General features: G+C 32.9%; 19 protein-coding genes. 3 read left to right on the top strand and 16 right to left on the bottom strand.

The window, feature by feature from the left end; genetic code table 11:
• Positions 1 to 10: 10 nt before the first annotated feature.
• From ACO6VN_RS02935 to ACO6VN_RS02920, 4 genes are all read right to left on the bottom strand, one after another.
• Positions 11 to 859 carry a DUF72 domain-containing protein gene (locus ACO6VN_RS02935; protein WP_135031243.1) on the bottom strand — a complete coding sequence of 283 codons (849 nt, stop codon included), beginning with the start codon at positions 857 to 859 and terminating at the stop codon, positions 11 to 13.
• 163 nt (positions 860 to 1022) lie between these two features.
• Positions 1023 to 1391, bottom strand: coding sequence for a YxeA family protein (locus tag ACO6VN_RS02930; RefSeq protein WP_064204445.1), 369 nt, complete (start codon positions 1389 to 1391; stop codon positions 1023 to 1025).
• A gap of 272 nt (positions 1392 to 1663) precedes the next feature.
• Complete coding sequence (locus ACO6VN_RS02925; RefSeq protein ID WP_064211456.1) at positions 1664 to 2917, bottom strand: N-acetylmuramoyl-L-alanine amidase; 1254 nt, start codon at positions 2915 to 2917, stop codon at positions 1664 to 1666.
• A gap of 19 nt (positions 2918 to 2936) precedes the next feature.
• Positions 2937 to 3257: a phage holin gene (locus ACO6VN_RS02920; RefSeq protein WP_422404208.1), complete on the bottom strand. Its 321-nt coding sequence runs from the start codon at positions 3255 to 3257 to the stop codon at positions 2937 to 2939.
• Between the two features lie 141 nt (positions 3258 to 3398).
• On the opposite strand from ACO6VN_RS02920, the gene ACO6VN_RS02915 reads away from it, so the two are divergent.
• The gene (locus tag ACO6VN_RS02915) at positions 3399 to 3728 is read left to right on the top strand and encodes a helix-turn-helix transcriptional regulator (RefSeq protein WP_216683289.1); all 330 of its coding nucleotides are present in this window, start codon (positions 3399 to 3401) and stop codon (positions 3726 to 3728) included.
• 37 nt (positions 3729 to 3765) lie between these two features.
• The gene (locus ACO6VN_RS02910; RefSeq protein ID WP_016999757.1) at positions 3766 to 4230 is read left to right on the top strand and encodes an ImmA/IrrE family metallo-endopeptidase; all 465 of its coding nucleotides are present in this window, start codon (positions 3766 to 3768) and stop codon (positions 4228 to 4230) included.
• A gap of 78 nt (positions 4231 to 4308) precedes the next feature.
• Here ACO6VN_RS02910 and dgoD read toward each other — a convergent pair whose 3' ends face one another.
• From dgoD to ACO6VN_RS02885, 5 genes are read right to left on the bottom strand one after another with little or no spacing between them, the layout of a single operon-like run.
• Entirely contained in the window at positions 4309 to 5457 is a 1149-nt protein-coding gene (gene dgoD, locus ACO6VN_RS02905) for a galactonate dehydratase (RefSeq protein WP_016999756.1), read from the bottom strand.
• A gap of 1 nt (position 5458) precedes the next feature.
• A complete protein-coding gene (locus ACO6VN_RS02900; protein ID WP_016999755.1) occupies positions 5459 to 6103 on the bottom strand; it encodes a bifunctional 4-hydroxy-2-oxoglutarate aldolase/2-dehydro-3-deoxy-phosphogluconate aldolase in 645 nt (214 codons plus the stop codon).
• Positions 6104 to 6115: 12 nt separating this feature from the next.
• Positions 6116 to 7069: a sugar kinase gene (locus ACO6VN_RS02895; protein ID WP_216683288.1), complete on the bottom strand. Its 954-nt coding sequence runs from the start codon at positions 7067 to 7069 to the stop codon at positions 6116 to 6118.
• A 21-nt stretch (positions 7070 to 7090) separates the two neighbouring features.
• Positions 7091 to 7876, bottom strand: a complete 786-nt coding sequence (locus tag ACO6VN_RS02890) for an SDR family NAD(P)-dependent oxidoreductase (protein ID WP_216683287.1) — start codon at positions 7874 to 7876, stop codon at positions 7091 to 7093.
• Positions 7877 to 7894: 18 nt separating this feature from the next.
• The gene (locus ACO6VN_RS02885) at positions 7895 to 9115 is read right to left on the bottom strand and encodes an ROK family transcriptional regulator (RefSeq protein ID WP_194200966.1); all 1221 of its coding nucleotides are present in this window, start codon (positions 9113 to 9115) and stop codon (positions 7895 to 7897) included.
• Between the two features lie 199 nt (positions 9116 to 9314).
• Here ACO6VN_RS02885 and ACO6VN_RS02880 point away from each other — a divergent pair, with 199 nt between their 5' ends.
• The gene (locus ACO6VN_RS02880) at positions 9315 to 10682 is read left to right on the top strand and encodes a sugar porter family MFS transporter (RefSeq protein ID WP_422404207.1); all 1368 of its coding nucleotides are present in this window, start codon (positions 9315 to 9317) and stop codon (positions 10680 to 10682) included.
• Between the two features lie 305 nt (positions 10683 to 10987).
• Here the strand turns inward: ACO6VN_RS02880 and sufB are convergent, their stop codons facing one another.
• The 7 genes from sufB to ACO6VN_RS02845 form a co-directional block, all read right to left on the bottom strand.
• On the bottom strand, positions 10988 to 12385 hold the full coding sequence (gene sufB, locus ACO6VN_RS02875; RefSeq protein ID WP_017000941.1) for a Fe-S cluster assembly protein SufB: 1398 nt from the start codon (positions 12383 to 12385) through the stop codon (positions 10988 to 10990).
• 46 nt (positions 12386 to 12431) lie between these two features.
• A complete protein-coding gene (sufU, locus tag ACO6VN_RS02870; RefSeq protein ID WP_064211459.1) occupies positions 12432 to 12872 on the bottom strand; it encodes a Fe-S cluster assembly sulfur transfer protein SufU in 441 nt (146 codons plus the stop codon).
• A complete protein-coding gene (locus ACO6VN_RS02865; protein ID WP_182094129.1) occupies positions 12862 to 14127 on the bottom strand; it encodes a cysteine desulfurase in 1266 nt (421 codons plus the stop codon). The genes sufU and ACO6VN_RS02865 overlap by 11 nt, the downstream gene beginning before the upstream one ends.
• 2 nt (positions 14128 to 14129) lie before the next feature.
• Complete coding sequence (gene sufD / locus ACO6VN_RS02860) at positions 14130 to 15446, bottom strand: Fe-S cluster assembly protein SufD (RefSeq protein ID WP_017000938.1); 1317 nt, start codon at positions 15444 to 15446, stop codon at positions 14130 to 14132.
• A gap of 35 nt (positions 15447 to 15481) precedes the next feature.
• The gene (gene sufC / locus ACO6VN_RS02855; protein WP_017000937.1) at positions 15482 to 16261 is read right to left on the bottom strand and encodes a Fe-S cluster assembly ATPase SufC; all 780 of its coding nucleotides are present in this window, start codon (positions 16259 to 16261) and stop codon (positions 15482 to 15484) included.
• Positions 16262 to 16906: 645 nt separating this feature from the next.
• Positions 16907 to 17512, bottom strand: a complete 606-nt coding sequence (locus tag ACO6VN_RS02850) for a short chain dehydrogenase (protein WP_194200968.1) — start codon at positions 17510 to 17512, stop codon at positions 16907 to 16909.
• Between the two features lie 160 nt (positions 17513 to 17672).
• Positions 17673 to 18491: a MetQ/NlpA family ABC transporter substrate-binding protein gene (locus ACO6VN_RS02845; protein WP_422404206.1), complete on the bottom strand. Its 819-nt coding sequence runs from the start codon at positions 18489 to 18491 to the stop codon at positions 17673 to 17675.
• Positions 18492 to 18493: the final 2 nt, after the last annotated feature.

Genomic DNA, 18493 nt, shown 5'->3' with positions numbered 1-18493 from the left:
ATCGTCACCTCTAAAATAGTTTTAGTTGTTTAGGAGCTAAACCTTCATATTTAATATCTAATAAATCTTGGTAAGTTTTAGCATTTTGTGCAGCATGACCACCTGAATTATTATTAAATACTACGTATACGTCTTTCGCTTTATGATTCAAAATTTTGACTTTATCACTTAATTCTTTCAATTCCGCTTCATTATAATTATATAAATAACGAACATCTCGCCATTCTTGATCAGTCATATCTTTTTTAGTCCAACCGTTAACATTACGTCCATGATAACGCACAAAAGCAATATCATGAGTAACTCGGTTCACCATAGGTATTGAACCTTCTCCACTTTGAGGCTCATCACATACACTATGGATAAAATTCATATCTGTTAAAAATTCCAAAGTGTATTCTTTTACATCATTTTGAAACCAAGTTCTGTTTCTAAATTCTATACATACATCAAATTCTTTTAATTGTTCACGAACATACCTTAAATAATTAATATTTTGTGTTTGTAAATCAAACCAAGGCGGAAACTGAACAAGAATCATCGCTAATTTACCCGAAGCTTTCAAAGGCCTCATAGAATCTTTAAATAAATTAAATAATTCTTTCTTGTCTTCAGCAAATTCTTTCACATCAGCATGACCTGTCAAAGCTTGGTGAATTTTAACAACAAATCTAAAATTCTTTGGCGTTTCACGAATCCACTTCTCAATATTTCTTTGCGGTTGAATTGCATAATAAGTCGCATCCAACTCCACAATAGGAAAATGAGAAGCATAAGCTTTTAATTTATCTTTTTTATTAGAAAGATCTGTGTATAAACTATCATGATCTCCCCAACCCGTTAGCCCAATTTTTATCATATTTTATCACCATATTCATCATACCATATAGCGTATTTATAGTTCAGTCTGTATGATTAAAACGATATAAAAAAAGACTAAGACATTTTTCTTATGTCTTAGTCTTATAAAAATATTAGTTTCAATTACAAATTATAATTTTTTTATGTAATCATCAATATTATTAATATTGATTTATCTTCTTATCATATTCATTTTCAGAAATGTATTCTATATGATAAACCCATTTCCCTTTATGTCTAATTTTTACATATTTTTGAGAAGGATCATATCCGGTAAAAGTTAATAAATAACTATTTCCACGTCCCTTTTCATCATATGACTGAATACCTTCATATCTTTGCGCGTCTACTAATGCCTGACCTCTTAATTCATCAATATTTTCATAATTGGGTACTTTTGCATAGCTCAACTGTTCTTTGACGAATGGATTTAATCTATCCAATTTATCATTCGTATACATAGAGAAATACACAGCAATACATGAAAATAATAAAACTAGAAGAACAACAACAAACTTTCTTTTTACCACTGACTTCACCTCGTCTCAAATTCTTTAAGCATTACCTCACTTTTTAATCTATCTTAAAAAATAATATAATAAATTCATAATATTCTGTCAATAAGTTTTTATACATTTATTTCCATAGAAAACCCCCGCCATCTTCTTGTTGATGGTGGGGGTTTGTGTTATATTTTACTTAGTCAAGATACCTTGCATAAACTTATTAAATGATGGCCGTCATTGGGTAATGTTTATGTTTAAGGTATTTTTTTCTTTTTTATTCTCCATATTTATACCTCCTATTTCAATTTCAATACTTGTCCGATTTGTATCACATCTGATGTTAATCCGTTTAATTTCTTTAATGTTGCTACTGTAACACCTGTTTTTTGACTGATTCCCCACAGTGTATCTCCGGCAACAACTGTATACGTTGATGGTTTACTTCCAATCGCTGCTCCATGAATGGCTTCTGCTAATGATTTTGTATATGCGTTTAGGTTATTCTTAATAGCATTCATATCTTTAGTCGAAGTAATGAACCCTAATTCTACAAGTCTATAGTTGATATATTCTGCTTTTGCAACGTTACAATTTAATAGGTCACTTCTCTCTGTAATACCTCGAATTGTACCAACATGCTTTTTAACGGCTGCTTGTAATGCTTTGTCGATATTATCTGGCGCTAATCCACTCGGTATAATAACATGTCCTCCTGTTGCGGATGCTGACGCTGAATCTAAATGAAACTCTACTACGATTTCATATCCTTGCGATTTAACCCAATACAGCCCATAATCTGTCTTGTTACCTACTTGTTGTCCGTATGCTGTATCTTGATACATATCTTGGTCTTTACCATACACTGCAACATTATTACCTGCTTGTTTTAAGTAGTTTGCTACTCTATCTACAATATTAGCTCTAATAAAATCTCTTTCATTTGTTCCATTTCCTACTGCTCCTGGATCGTTATAACCGTGACCTGCAACTATCATAATTTTTTTACTCATTTTAACTTCTCCTTTATTTTTAGATTGATCTAATTTTTGATTTAATTTTGTAATGTCATAATTTTCTATCGGTATACCACTACACACTCTTGATACTTCACTTGTAATGTCTGTTCCTTTTTCTCTTAATTGAATATGCAAATGTGCACTCATAGGGTTATCGTCATAGTTTGTATCGCCTTGTAAGCCTATGATATTTCCTTGTATCACTTTATCTCCTTTGGAAAATTTCAAAGAATCTCTTTGCATATGACCGTAAATCCAGTCGTTTCCATTGCTATCTCGTATTTCCATCGTCCCACCAAAATTACCGAATGGTTCGCTTAAAATAACTGTTCCACTTGCAACTGCAGGTATTTCGTCAGTTTTATTATTAAAAACATCAAATGCTCTGTGATACCCACTGCAAAATGCATCATAGTTTATACCATCTTCTACATAATTTCTATAACCATAATTCTTTGGATAATCATCAAATGTTCTTGGATCTGATGATATTTCCCATCCTTTCTTAGTTAAATATGATATTGCTGTTAACATATAATCATCCTTTACATTTTTATTTTTTTCCTGATTCTTTCAAAAACTTTTCTTGCGCTCTAGATTGATTAGTTATAATGAATGTATTTTTCCAAATACCGTATAAAACAAACAATATTGGAACACCTGTATTAAATACATTCATCCATGCATTTAACTTATCTGGGCTTAACCATTCTATATAAATGCCTGAAGCGTTTAAGGCTAAATATAGTGCGCCTAAAAATCCACCAATCATTGCAATCAATTGTTTAACTTTATCTAAATCAACTCCTAACCCCCTTTCATCTTCTGAATAATTCAAATCTACTTTGTTTGTTTTGAAGTTCATTTTAACCATGTCTATCACCTCCTTGGTTACACTATAGTATAACTTTCGGTTGACGTCAATAACTTTTGGTTATATTTTTTATTTTTTATTTGAATTAATATAACTATTGGTTATAATAAAGTTATAAAACATTTAAGGAGCGGGAAGCTTATGGTGTCTGAAAATAAACTCTCGGAACAAATTAGTTTATTAAGAACAAAGAATGGATGGACGCAACAGAAGTTAGCAGACGAACTCAAGGTTTCAAAACAATCCATTTCTTATTGGGAAACAGGAAGAAAAGCACCAAAGATGAAGAAAATAGAAGAAATGGCTAAATTGTTTAATGTAAGTGTCAGTTATATATTAGACGGGGAAACAAAACAATCTTATAACTCCACTGCAGAAACAATAGCTGCACATTTAGATGGGGAATTATCAGAAAAAGAGTTAAAAAAAGTATTAGAATATGTAGACTTTTTGAAGCATCAAAACAAATAATCTATATTTAATAATCGATTACTATGGTGGGGATATTTTGAATAGATATGAAAAAACACTGATCAATAATGAACACATCGTCATAAAAGAAACCAATCATCTTCCAAAGGATATGAAAGGTTTATATGTAGATGGATTAATTTTGTTGAAAGACAATTTATCAGACAAAGAAAAATTAGAAGTTCTAGGTGAAGAGTTAGCCCATCACGATATTACATATGGAGATATATTAGATACTAATGAATTATGGAAATGGAAGTTTGAACATAAAGCAAGACGACTTGGCTTTGAAAAGATTATTCCTTTACAAAATATTGTTCAAGCCTACCAATCTGGCGTGCATAATAAATATGAATTAAGTAATTATTTGGATGTATCAGAAGGATATATTGACGAAGTATTAGAACATTACCAACAAAAATATGGGTTAAGCACGTGGTATGAAAACTACTTAATTAAATTTAATCCCTTACAAGTATTTGAATATAAAGAAATCAATTAAAAATAATAGCCCTAACTCGTTGAATTTAATAAACGAATTAGGGCTTTTTAATATATTCATTTTTTGAAAGTTAAAAACTTACCACTCAGCAATACTTCCGTCTTTATGTCTCCAAACTGGATTATGCCAATCATGACCTTTTTCAGCCATTTTTCTAACAAGGTCTTCATCGATTTCTACACCTAAACCTGGACCTTTTGGAATTTTGACATAGCCATTATCAAATTCAAATACTTCTTTATTTTTGATGTAATCTAAAATATCGCTACCTTTATTATAGTGAATACCTAAACTTTGTTCTTGAATAAACGAATTATGACAAGTAGCGTCCACTTGTAGACATGAAGCTAGCGCTATAGGACCTAGTGGACAATGTGGTGCTGCTCCAACATCATAAGCTTCAGCCATAGATATAATTTTTTTGCATTCTGTTATACCTCCAGCGTGAGATAAGTCAGGTTGAATGACATCAACATAGCCACTTTCTAAAATTGGTTTAAAGTCCCATCTTGAGTATAGTCTCTCGCCTAAAGCTATAGGAATACTTGTTGTCTGACTCATTTCTCTTATCGCTTCTATATTCTCACTCAATACAGGTTCTTCTATAAACATCGGATTAAATTGTTCTAATTCTTTTGCTAACACTTTTGCCATTGGTCTATGTACTCTACCATGAAAATCAATACCAATGCCTAGATTATTGCCAACCGCTTCTCTAATCCCAGCTACTCTTTCAACAACACTTTCAATTTTATCGAAACTATCTATATATTGTAATTCTTCTGTCGCATTCATTTTAATAGCTGAAAATCCATTCTCATACGCTTTTTTAGCAGCGTTAGAAGTATCTATCGGTCTATCTCCACCTATCCAAGAATAAACTTTCATGGAGTGCCTACAAGCGCCTCCCATCAATTCATGAACTGGTGCATTATAGTATTTACCTTTTATATCCCATAAAGCTTGATCAATACCAGAGATGGCACTCATTAATATCGGGCCGCCTCTATAAAAGCTACTTCTATACATCATATTCCAATGATCTTCGATATTTAAAGGATTCTCTCCCATTAATTGTTGCATAAATTCATGTACAGCTGCTTTTACTGTTGCTGCTTTACCTTCTATTACTGGTTCGCCCCAACCAACGATTCCTTCATCCGTTGTAATTTTTAAAAATAACCAACGTGGTGGCACTTGAAATAATTCATAATCAATAATTTTCATTTTATGCACGTCCTTTTTTCAAATGTACAATATCACTAAATTGTTTTGCTGTTTCTTCTAAATTTTTATAATATTCTTCATTTGCTTCTAATTTAGTATTCACTAAAGAACTACCTAATCCAACGCCTACAGCGCCAGCTTTCATAAATTGCTCAATATTATTTAAATCAATACCACCCGTCGGTAACAATGGAATTTGTGGTAAAGGCCCTTGTAAATCTTTAATATATTCTGGCCCCATAGATGTTGTAGGAAATACTTTAATAATATCTCCACCATACTCATATGCATCTAAAATCTCAGTAGGAGATAATGCACCTGGTATGCTCACTGCCCCATATTTTTTAGTCATTTGTATTGTTTCTTTATTCAGTGTTGGCGATAAAATAAACGTAGCTCCACTCAATATCGCTAGTCTTGCTGATTCTGCATCTAATACTGTGCCTGCACCAACAACGACTTTATCCTTCATCTCAGTAGCAACTAGTTCGATAGATTCTAAAGCTTTAGGAGAATTCATTGTGATTTCAATTGCTCGAATACCTGATTTATATAAACTTTTAACAATTGGTAAAATATCATCAGGCTTTGCGTTTCTTATGATTGCTATAATTTTAGTTTCTTTTATTGTATTTAAAGTGTCCATTTTGACAGCTCCTTATCTAATAACATCATCTGTTTTATCTTGATTTTTGAATTGCTCAAGTTCATTCTCACTTGGCAATCCTTCTACATCACCTTTGACCGTAGTAACGAGCGCACCTGCATTACATGCTTGCTCCACAGCATCATGTAATGATAATCCGTTAATAAACCCTGCTATATATCCAGCTGCAAAACCATCTCCAGCACCTACAGGGTCAACTACTTCTATTTCTTTAGATGCTTTCGCATAACCAGATTCATTTCGGGTTTGATAGTATGCACCTTTTTCTCCTAACTTTACAATAACTGTTGAAGGTCCTAAATCAACAATATGTTGAGCGATTTTATCTTCAGATTTCTCATTAAATAAAAATTCTCCTTCACTTATACCAGGTAAAACAATATCACTTAAAGAAATAATATTAAGTAAAGTTTCTCTTGCTTCTTCTTCGCTCCATAACTTTAATCTTAAATTTGGATCAAAAATAACTTTTAAACCTAGTTCTTTAGCGACATTAATTAAATAAAGAACAGCTTCTTTACAGTTTTCACTTAATGCTGGTGTAATACCTGTTATATATAAATATTTAAATTGTGATATATAACTTTTATCAATATTATCTTTTGACATTATGCTAGCAGCTGAATCATTTCTATAGTAATGTACATGTGTTTGGTCATACCGTGCCTTTTCTTTAAGGAAAATACCTGTGCGTGCTTCATCAGTCAATTTTACTGAATCTACATTAATACCCTCACCTCTCACGAATGAAAGTATTCTATGTCCTAATTCATCGTTACCAAGTTGACTAATCCATCCAGTTCTTACACCAAGTTTTTCTAATCCAATAAGCGTATTCGTTTCCGCTCCAGCTATATGAGTAGAAAAATCACGAGCATAGCGCATTGGTCCAACTTCATTTGGAGAAAAAGCAATCATCGTTTCACCTATCGATAATACATCCATTATTCTAATCCTCCTTAAATATTAATAACCATCTGCGTTATATAAGCGAGCTGATAAACCACCATCGATAACTAAGTGCTCACCTGTCATCATTTCAGAATCATCTGAAGCCAAGTATTGAGCTAATTTGCCAATATCTTCTGGTTCGTTAATTCTTGAAGTAGCATGTAAATCTAAGACACCTTGTCTAACTTCCTCTTCATTATCCATTGAATCAAACCAATTTTTTAAGTGGGCAGTATTTGTAAATCCAGGGCAAATAGCATTTACTCGAATATTATATTTGCCTAAGCTCAGTGCCATTCCTCTTGTCATACCATTTACGCCACCTTTAGCAGCGGCATACATGTCTGTATCAGGTAATGTAGCGATTGAATGGTTAGAAGAAATGTTAATAATAGAACCACCGTTTTGTTTTTTCATTTCTGGAATTACGTGTTTTGAGCATAAGAATGTACCTCTTAAGTCGATATTAATAATAGAATCCCAATCTTCTACAGTTGCTTCTTCAATAGATTTAAATACCGTGATACCTGCATTGTTAACAAGCGTATTAATTTTTCCATAATGCTTCACTGTTTCTTCTACCATATTTATTATGCTTTCTTCTTTAGAAACATCTGTTTCTACAAAATATGCGTCTCCACCATCTTGAATAATTTCTTCTACCGTTTCTTTACCAAAATCTGCATCAATAGTAGCTACTACTATTTTGGCTCCTTTATCCCCCAATTGCTTAGCAATACCTTTTCCTATACCTTTTCCTGATCCTGTTACTATTACGACTTGTTCGTTTAAATTAGCCATTATAAATCCTCCCTATTTTTATTTATTTGGTTTTGGCAAAGTAAATATATCTTCAACAATTAAAGAAGCTGCACCTATCGTATACAAATTCTCACCTAGTGCTGATGTAATGATAGGTGTTTTTTTAGCTTCTTCACCCATTACCTTAAATTGAATAACTTCTTTAATAATCGGTAGCAAAATGTCACTGATTTTAGTTAAGCTACCTCCTAACACAATAAACTTAGGTCCGAACAAATTGATTAAAATTGTAAAACCTAATCCTAAATTTCTTCCAACTTCTTTTGATATATCGATGCAAAGTTCATCACCTTTGTGTACTGCGTTATAAAAGTCATCTATATTCAAGTCATCAATGTTTATATTCTGCATTGAAAATACATTACTTTCACCTAATTTCAATTTACGTTTTAACATTTTCAAAATAGCTGTTTCAGATGTAAACGTCTCTAAGCAGCCATAATTCCCACATGAACATAATGGACCATCTGGATCGATTGTTACGTGCCCAATTTGACCCGTTACATGATGTGTACCTTTAAATATGGAGCCATTGTTGATAATACTTGCGCCAACTCCATAATCTACCAGGACTGAGATGAAATTCGTTTCATCTTTTCCTTGGCCAAACCACATCTCCGCCAGTGCAGCGCTATTACAGTCATTATCAATTATTACTTTGAGTTGTGTTATGCTTTCTAGAATCTTTTTAATCTCAATATTTTCCCAACCTAAATTAGGTGCAAAAATATTCTTACCTTCTTTAGTATCTACAAGACCATGCATTCCAACACCTATACCTAATACTTCAATTTGTTTTGCTTTATACTCATTTGCAATTAATTTAATTTGCTCACCTAAATATTCAATGGTTGAATTTGGATCCTTTTGCTTGTTCATTTCTATTTGAATTTGATCTAATATTTCAGCCTTCAAATTACTTACGATAATTTTTGTTGAGTAAGCACCAATTTCTAAACCGACTATAACTTTCTTCTCTTTATTAATATCTAACGGTATAGGCTGTCTACCTCTTACTTTTATTTCAGAAGGTTTTTCTTCAATCCATTGTTCTTCAATCAAAATAGAAACTATTTCAGATACAGATGGTCTAGATAAGTCAATCTGTTTAGCTATTTCAACTCTAGAAATAGGTCCATATTTTTGAATTGTTCTTAAAACGAGTTGTTTATTATAATCTTTCATCAAATTCACATTAATTCTTGATGAATCTTTCATAGCCGTCCTCCATTACCTTCAGTAATCTACAATAACTATTAATATGTTAAATAAAATATTTTTCACTTGATTTTCTATCTGCAAAGGCTTACATTTAATATTAAATCAGATTTAATAATTAAAAACAAGTATTTAGTTATTTAAGATAATTAAATCTGACATTTGTCTTTAAATATTTAAAATTTTGGAGGTTATTAGAATGGGAACAAGCAATTTTCGAACAAAGTTAATATTCTTCCTAGGAGCTTTAGGTGGATTGCTTTACGGTTACGATACAGGCGTAATTTCAGGCGCTTTACTGTTCATAAAAAATGACATACCACTTTCAAGTACTGCTGAAGGATTTGTCGTTAGTTCAATGCTTATCGGGGCTATATTTGGTGCCGGTTCAAGTGGACCATTATCAGATAAGCTTGGCCGACGTAGACTTGTGTTTATAATAGCAATCGTATTTATAGTTGGTGCACTATTACTTTCAGCTGCACAAAACTTAAGCATGCTTGTCATAGGTAGATTTATAATCGGGTTAGCTGTAGGTGGTTCTTCAGCAATCGTTCCGGTATATCTATCAGAAATGGCTCCTACAGATAAAAGAGGATCGCTCAGTTCATTAAACCAATTGATGATAACAATTGGTATACTTGCTTCATATCTTATAAACTATGCTTTTGCAGATATGGAAGCTTGGAGATGGATGGTTGGACTAGCTGTTGTACCATCAGTTATCTTAATGATTGGTGTATACTTCATGCCAGAAAGTCCAAGATGGCTACTCGAACATAAAAGTGAAAAATCAGCTCGTAAAGTTATGGGTATGACGCGTAAACAAAAAGAAATTGATAAAGAAATTGACGAAATGAAAGAAATTATAGACATTTCAGAAAGTACTTGGACTGTATTGAAATCAGTATGGTTAAGACCAGTACTCATAATTGGTTGTTTATTCGCTCTACTACAACAAATAATCGGTATTAACGCAATCATTTATTATGCACCTACTATCTTTACAAAAGTAGGTTTAGGAGATTCTACTGCAATACTAGGAACAGTAGGAATAGGTTCAGTAAACGTGATTGTTACAATCTTTGCTATTCAAATCATAGATAAAATAGATAGAAAGAAATTATTAATTACTGGTAACATAGGTATGGTTGGATCATTACTTATAATGGCAGGATTAGTATGGACAATCGGTCTTGGTTCAACAGTTGGTGCTTGGATTATTGTAGCTTGTCTAACACTATTTATTGTATTCTTCGCATTTACTTGGGGACCAATATTATGGGTAATGCTACCAGAATTATTCCCAATGAGAGCTAGAGGTGCTGCTACAGGTATAGCAACATTATCACTATCAATCGGGAGCTTATTAGTAGCTCAATTATTCCCAATACTTACGTCAGTATTAAGTATTGAGATAGTGTTCTTAATCTTCGCAGTAATCGGTATTTTAGCTATGATATTTGTTATTAAGTATCTACCAGAAACAAGAGGACGTAGCTTAGAAGAAATAGAAGTAGACTTAAGAAATAGAACATCATCTACTAAATTATCAGAAGTAGATTAATATTAAAGTTTTGAAAAATGAAGAATAAGCTTTAGAGTTTCGGATAAAAATCCCAACTCAAAATAAATAAGCATATCACTTAACTGATTATTTCAGTTTGAAAGTGATATGCTTATTTTTGCAAAATCGTAGAAAATAGCGCTATAAAGTGCTTGTTTACTGCCACTAGTTCGTTAGAAAATGTAACGGGCTTGTCTTATGTTTCTTGCACGTTAGAGAGTCCATCATAAACAATAAGCTACTCGCGCTCATAAAACAAAAACCCCTCACCAATTAAATTGGTAAGGGGGTTTAACGTTATATAATTAACCGATTGAACCTTCCATTTCGAATTTGATTAGACGGTTCATTTCTACTGCGTATTCCATTGGTAGTTCTTTTGTGAATGGCTCAATGAAGCCCATTACGATCATTTCAGTTGCTTCTTCTTCTGAAATACCGCGGCTCATTAAGTAGAATAATTGTTCTTCAGATACTTTAGAAACTTTCGCTTCGTGTTCTAATGAAATGTTATCATTCATAATTTCATTATAAGGAATTGTATCTGATGTTGATTCATTATCCATAATTAAAGTATCACATTCAATGTTAGAACGAGCACCTGTAGCTTTACGACCAAAGTGTACTTGTCCACGGTAAACTACTTTACCGCCATTTTTAGAGATTGATTTAGATACAATAGTTGAAGATGTGTTTGGTGCTTTATGAATCATTTTAGCTCCAGCATCTTGAACTTGTCCTTTACCTGCAAGTGCGATAGATAATGTCATACCTCTAGCGCCTTCTTCAAGTAAGAAACATGATGGATATTTCATAGTTAACTTAGAACCTAAGTTACCATCGATCCATTCCATCGTACCATTTTCATAAACAAACGTACGTTTTGTAACTAAGTTATAAACGTTGTTTGCCCAGTTTTGGATTGTTGTATAACGGCAATATGCGTCTTTTTTAACAATGATTTCAACTACTGCTGAGTGTAGTGAGTTTGTTGTATAAACCGGAGCAGTACAACCTTCTACGTAGTGTACTGAAGAACCTTCGTCTGCAATGATTAAAGTTCTTTCGAATTGACCCATATTTTCAGAGTTAATTCTGAAGTATGCTTGTAATGGTGTTTCAAGTTTTACACCTTTAGGTACGTAAATGAATGATCCACCTGACCATACTGCTGAGTTTAATGCTGAGAATTTGTTATCTGCTGCTGGAATTACAGAAGCAAAATATTCTTTGAATAAGTCTTCGTTTTCACGTAAAGCTGAATCTGTATCTTTAAAGATGATACCTTGTTCTTCTAAGTCTTTCTCCATGTTGTGGTATACAACTTCTGATTCATATTGTGCAGATACACCTGCAAGATATTTTTGTTCAGCTTCTGGAATACCTAATTTATCGAAAGTGTTTTTAATTTCTTCTGGTACTTCATCCCATGAACGTTCAGAACGTTCTGATGGTTTTACATAATATGTGATTTCATCAAAGTTTAATTCTGATAAATCGCCACCCCACATTGGCATTGGCATTTTATAGAATTGTTTTAATGATTTCAAACGGAAATCTAGCATCCATTGTGGTTCGTCTTTCATTTCAGATATTTTTCTAACAATTTCTTCTGTCAAACCTCTACCTGAACGGAAAATAGAAACGTCTTCATCATGGAAACCATATTTATAATCTCCAACTTCTGGTGATTTTTTAGCCATTTTCTTCACTCCTCTTTTATTATAGCTTACGCCCAATCTTCAAAAGTTACTGGTCATCTTCTTCTTTTGTGCCCTTTTCAAATGCTTTCCACGCTAAAGTCGCGCATTTAATACGTGCTGGGAACTTAGACACACCTGATAAAGATTCGATATCACCCATATCATCTGTGATCTCATAAGATTCTCCTAGCATCATATTAGAAAACTCTTGACTCATGTGTAATGCTTCTTCGATGGTATGACCTTTTACCGCCTCCGTCATCATTGATGCACTAGACATTGAAATAGAACAACCCTCACCTTCAAACTTAGCATCTTTAATAACATTATCTACTACATCTAATGTTAAGCGGATGCGGTCCCCACATGTTGGGTTATTCATATCTATCGTCATGGAACCATCTTCGATAGCTCCTTTATTTCTAGGATTTTTATAATGATCCATAATCACAGAACGATATAGTTGATCTAAATTATTAAAATTCATAAGAGAAAAACTCCTTCGTTCTATAGAGTGCCTGAATTAACTTATCAACATCTTCAGTAGTATTATATACATAGAAACTAGCACGTGCTGTAGATGATTGATTTAACCATTTCATTAGCGGTTGTGCACAGTGATGTCCAGCTCTAACAGCTACACCTTCAGAATCTAGTGCTGTTGCTAAATCATGTGGATGAACACCTTCAACGTTGAACGTAATCAAACCAGCTCGCTTTTCAGGTGAAGGTCCGTAAATTTCTAAACCTTCTATTTTAGACATCTCATTATATGCGTAATTAACTAGCTCATATTCATGTTGATGAATTTCTTCTAAGCCTAATTCATCAATGTATCTAATTGCTTCAGCAAATCCGATAGCTTCAGCTATAAGTGGTGTACCTGCTTCAAACTTAGTTGGTAAGTCTGTCCAAGTTGCATCTTCTAATCCTACAAAATCAATCATGTCTCCACCAAATTCAATTGGTTCCATTTTATCAAGTAAATGACGTTTACCGTATAGTGCACCAATGCCAGTTGGACCTAGCATTTTATGTCCACTGAAGCTAAAGAAGTCCACATCTAAATCTTGAACGTCAACTTTCATATGTGGAGCTGATTGTGCGCCATCAACTGCAATTACTGCATCATGTTGATGTGCAACTTCAGCAATATATTTAACATCATTTATCGTGCCCAATACGTTTGAAACATGTGTGACTGCAACAATTTTTGTATTATCCGTTATCGTGTTATCAATTGCTTCTTTTTCAAGTTCGCCACTGTCAGACATCGGAATAAATTTTAATGTTGCACCAGTACGTTTAGCAAGTTGTTGCCAAGGGACGATATTAGCGTGATGCTCCATTTGAGTCACGACAATTTCGTCACCTTCAGAAACATTTGCGTCTCCGTAACTATGTGCAACTAAGTTAATTGCTGTAGTTGTTCCTCTAGTAAAAACAACTTCTTCAAAGTATCGAGCGTTGATAAACCTTCTGACTGTTTCACGTGCTTTTTCATAAGCATCCGTAGCAAGCGTTCCAAGTGTATGCACACCACGGTGTACATTCGAATTATATCGATTGTAGTAATCTGCAATAGAATCCGTTACTTGTATCGGCGTTTGACTTGTGGCAGATGAATCTAAATATACAAGTTTTTTACCGTTTACTTCTTGCTCTAATATTGGAAAATCTTTTTTTACTTTTTCTACATTAAATGTTGATTCGGCCACATTATCAGACCTTTCTGTGCCTATTTTTATATTTGCGTTGTTACTTTAGTTTCAATAACTTCACGTAATTGACGTTTAACGCCTTCAATTGGCAATGCAGAAACAACTGGGTCTAAGAAACCATGTATAACTAATCTTTCAGCTTCTTCACGAGAAATACCTCTACTCATTAAGTAGTATAGTTGAGTAGGGTCTACTCTACCTACTGATGCTGCGTGTCCTGCAGTTACATCGTCTTCATCAATTAATAATATTGGGTTTGCATCTCCACGTGCTTTTTCAGAAAGCATAAGTACACGTGATTCTTGTTGTGCATCTGCTTTTGTTCCACCGTGTTTAATGTAACCAATACCATTGAAAATAGATGAAGAACTATCTTTCATTACACCATGTTTCAAGATATGACCATTTGATTCTTTACCATATTGAATAATTTGAGTTGTGAAGTTTTGTTTTTGTTCACCACGACCAACTACTACTGTTTTTAAGTTACAGTTTGAACGATCGCCCATTAAGTATGTTGTATTATCATTAATAGTGCTACAGTCGTTCATTAAACCTAATGCCCAGTCGATAGTAGAGTCTGCTGCTGCAATACCACGACGGATTATGTGTCCAGTGAATCCTTTATCCATGAAATCAACTGTACCGTAAGTTATTTTAGAATTAGCTCCAGCAATAACTTCAGATACGATATTTAATTGATTATCGTTAGAAGAAACAGTTGATAAATAGTTTTCAACGTATGTTACTTCTGCACTTTCTTCAGCCACAATGATAGCGTGATTGAAGAAACTCGCATCGCTATCGTCATGTAATACTACATATTGGATAGGATCTTCTACTACTACATTTTTAGGAACGTAAACGAATACCCCACCATTAACTAATGCAGCATGTAGTGCAGTTAATCTATGCTCATCTACTTTAACAGCATCTGTCATAAAATATTTTTGAACTAAATCACTGTTTTCAATAAGTGCAGTTTTTAAATCTTTAATTACAACACCTTGTTCAGTTAATTTATCATCTACTTTTGTAAAAGCAGGTGTATTATTATGCTGAACGATTAGATTTTTAGCATTTTCAGTATCGATAATTTTTTGAACTGATTCAGGTAATTTATCGATAGACTCAAATGTATCACTTTCAACAGTGTGAGATTTGAAAGAATCAAAATCCCATCTGTTTATTTTTGTTTTATCTGGTTTAGGCATTTCTAATTGTTCTAACTTTTGAAAACTGTCTTTACGTAAATCAGTCATCCATTGTGGTTCATTTTGAGATGCTGAATAATTTACTAAATCTTCAACGCTAATGTTTAACTTTGTTTCAGTTGCCATTTATACTCCTCCTACTTGACTATAATTCTTATATATTATTCAGCGTTAATTGTTTCGTCTTCAATATCAAGCTCTTCTTTAATCCATTCATAACCTTCAGCTTCAAGACGTCTCGCTAATTCTTCGCCACCTGATTTAACCACGCGACCTTGCATCATTACGTGTACGAAATCTGGTGAAATATAATTTAATAGTCTTTGATAGTGAGTGATGATTAAGCAACCAAAGTTGTCACCACGCATATTGTTAATACCTTTAGATACTACTTTTAATGCGTCGATATCTAGACCTGAGTCAACTTCGTCTAAAATACCAAATTTAGGTTCTAACATCATTAATTGAAGAATTTCGTTACGTTTCTTCTCACCGCCAGAGAAACCTTCATTTAGGTATCTTTGAGCCATGTCTTGATCCATATCTAATAAATCCATTTGTTTGTCTAATTTCTTGATGAATTGCATTAAGTTGATTTCATCGCCTTCTTCACGTTTAGCATTAATTGCAGAACGTAAGAAGTCAGCGTTTGTAACACCAGAAATTTCTGATGGATATTGCATTGCTAAGAATAAACCTGCTTGAGCACGCTCATCAACTTCCATTTCTAATACATCTTCACCATCTAAAAGGATTTCACCTTTAGTTACTTCATATTTAGGGTGACCCATAATAGCTGATGATAAAGTTGACTTACCAGTACCGTTAGGTCCCATGATTGCATGGATTTCACCTTGTTGTATCGTTAAGTTTACTCCTTTAAGAATTTCCTTGCCTTCTATTTCTACGTGTAAATCTTTGATTTCTAATTTTGATGCCATGTTTATTTCCCTCCAGAGAATTTATTCACATTTTAAAAAGATAACCCTACATTATCTTTTCTAGTTTATAATAATTTTAATGTAACGTCAAAGTTTGTTATGTTTCTTTACTCTTATTATTATAACGTAGTTATATAGGCAATCAAACACTTACGCTCACTTTTTATTATAAAACCCTATTATTACAAGGGTTTAAGTGAAATATTTTTTAAATGATAATAAAATGATTTCATTCTCAATTTATAAATATTCTATTTGAAAGGCCTCAGTAAGCATTTTTTATTTTTTTATAATATAATTATAATAATTAGAGATATAAATTTAGGAAGGATTTTAAATATGAAACGATATGAACAATTTTCTTTTGTAATTAGTGCGATATGCGCTTTTATACTATTACTCAATCTAGTCAATGTTATTAATTTGAGCAGTTTAATAAATACTTTTCTTACTATTTTAACGATAGTTACGATAGCCACATTTAATATTAGAAATTCTAAATTTATCGGCTTGATTTTATATGCTATGGCCGCTTTAATGCTTGTATTGTACCTTGCAAACGAATTATTTTAGAATAATTTTAAAAAATCAGGAAAAATTCTACTGAAGAAAGAATTTTTCCTGATTTTTGTCTTCAATTATATTTTATTCATATATACGAAAAGTTTGTCCTGATTGTATTCCTTCTACGCTTTTCAAGTATGCTTTTGCTGCTTTACTTGCTGGTACTGCTTTAAAACCTTTAAAGAAATCGCCATAATCTTCAAGCGCTTCTTCGATTACATTAGGACTGACGTTATTAATTCTTAAATTTCGTTTTAATTCAAAGGCAGCGGATTTAACAAATGCTTCTATACCACCGCCGGCCATCGCTGAAGAAACGCCTCCTTTTATTGGATCATCCTTAATAACGCCCGTAGTCAAAGTAAAACTTCCTCCATCATTTATATAATGTTGGCCAATAAGTACTAAATTGATTTGTCCCAATAGCTTACTTGTTATAGCTACCTCATTTGATTCCGGTGTTAACTCACTTAAATCATCAAAATTCGCTGCTCCTGCAGTAGAGACTACAGCATCTACATTTTCGATTTGTTGAAACATGAGTTTGATATCCTCTACGTTTGTCATATCCATTTGGTAATCACCTGAATTACGTCCAACTTTTATGACTTCATGACCATTTTCTTCTAATTCAGTTACAACGGCTGAACCTATAGTACCATGTGCTCCAACTAGTATTATTTTCATGTTTATCCACCTTTGTTTTAAGTCTTAAATGTAGTTTATTAAACCAAGAAAGTAAAAACAAGAAAGATGCATAACGTAAATCATGAGACGTTTAACCAAACTATTTAGAATAAAAATAGCCCGAGACATATATAAATGTCCCGGACTAATTCTTATATGTTTATTTTGCTTCGATTACTGCACCATCGTATTTTTCTTTGATGAAGTCTTTAATTTCTTTTGATTGTAAAACTTTCATTAATGCTTTAATTTTTTTATCGTCTTTATGACCTTTTTGTACTGCGATTAAGTTAGCATATGGTGAATCTTTACCTTCAACTGCGATTGAATCTTTTAATGGATTTAGCCCTTGTTCAATTGCATAGTTAGAGTTGATAATTGTTGCGTCACCTTCATCTGCTTGATAAGATTTTGGTAAAAATTCAGCTGCTTGTTTGTTATTGAATTTTATATCTTTTTTATTTTCAGCGATATCATCGAATGTAGCATCTACTGGATCAACGCCATCTTTAAGTTTAATTAATCCTTCTTTTTCAAAGAATGATAAGAAACGTCCTTCTTCAGCTGGGTTATTAGATACATATACTGTTGCACCTTTTGGTAAGTCAGTTAATTTTTTATACTTCTTTGAATATACTGCCATTGGTTCGATATGTACGTTACCTGCAGATTCTATTTTGTAACCTTTATCTTTAGATTCAGTTTCTAAGTATGGTGTATGTTGGAAGAAGTTTGCGTCTAATTCAGCTTTATCTAATAATTTATTTGGTGTTGTGTAGTCATTAATCGTTTTAATTTCTAACTTGTAGCCTTCTTTTTCAAGAATTGGTTTAGCTTCTTCTAATATTTCTGCATGTGGTGCTGGAGATGCACCGACTTTAATCGTTTCTTTTTTATCTTTATCTCCGTCTCCTCCGCCACAAGCGGCTAATACAACTGTCAATATTGAAACAAATAATAGTCCTAGAACTTTTTTCATTT

The sequence above is a fragment of the Mammaliicoccus sp. JADD-157 genome (assembly GCF_049310805.1).
GTDB classification, from domain to species: Bacteria; Bacillota; Bacilli; order Staphylococcales; family Staphylococcaceae; genus Mammaliicoccus; species Mammaliicoccus lentus.
Note: the sequence above shows the minus strand (reverse complement) of the source record. Positions and strands in the feature narration are given on the sequence as shown.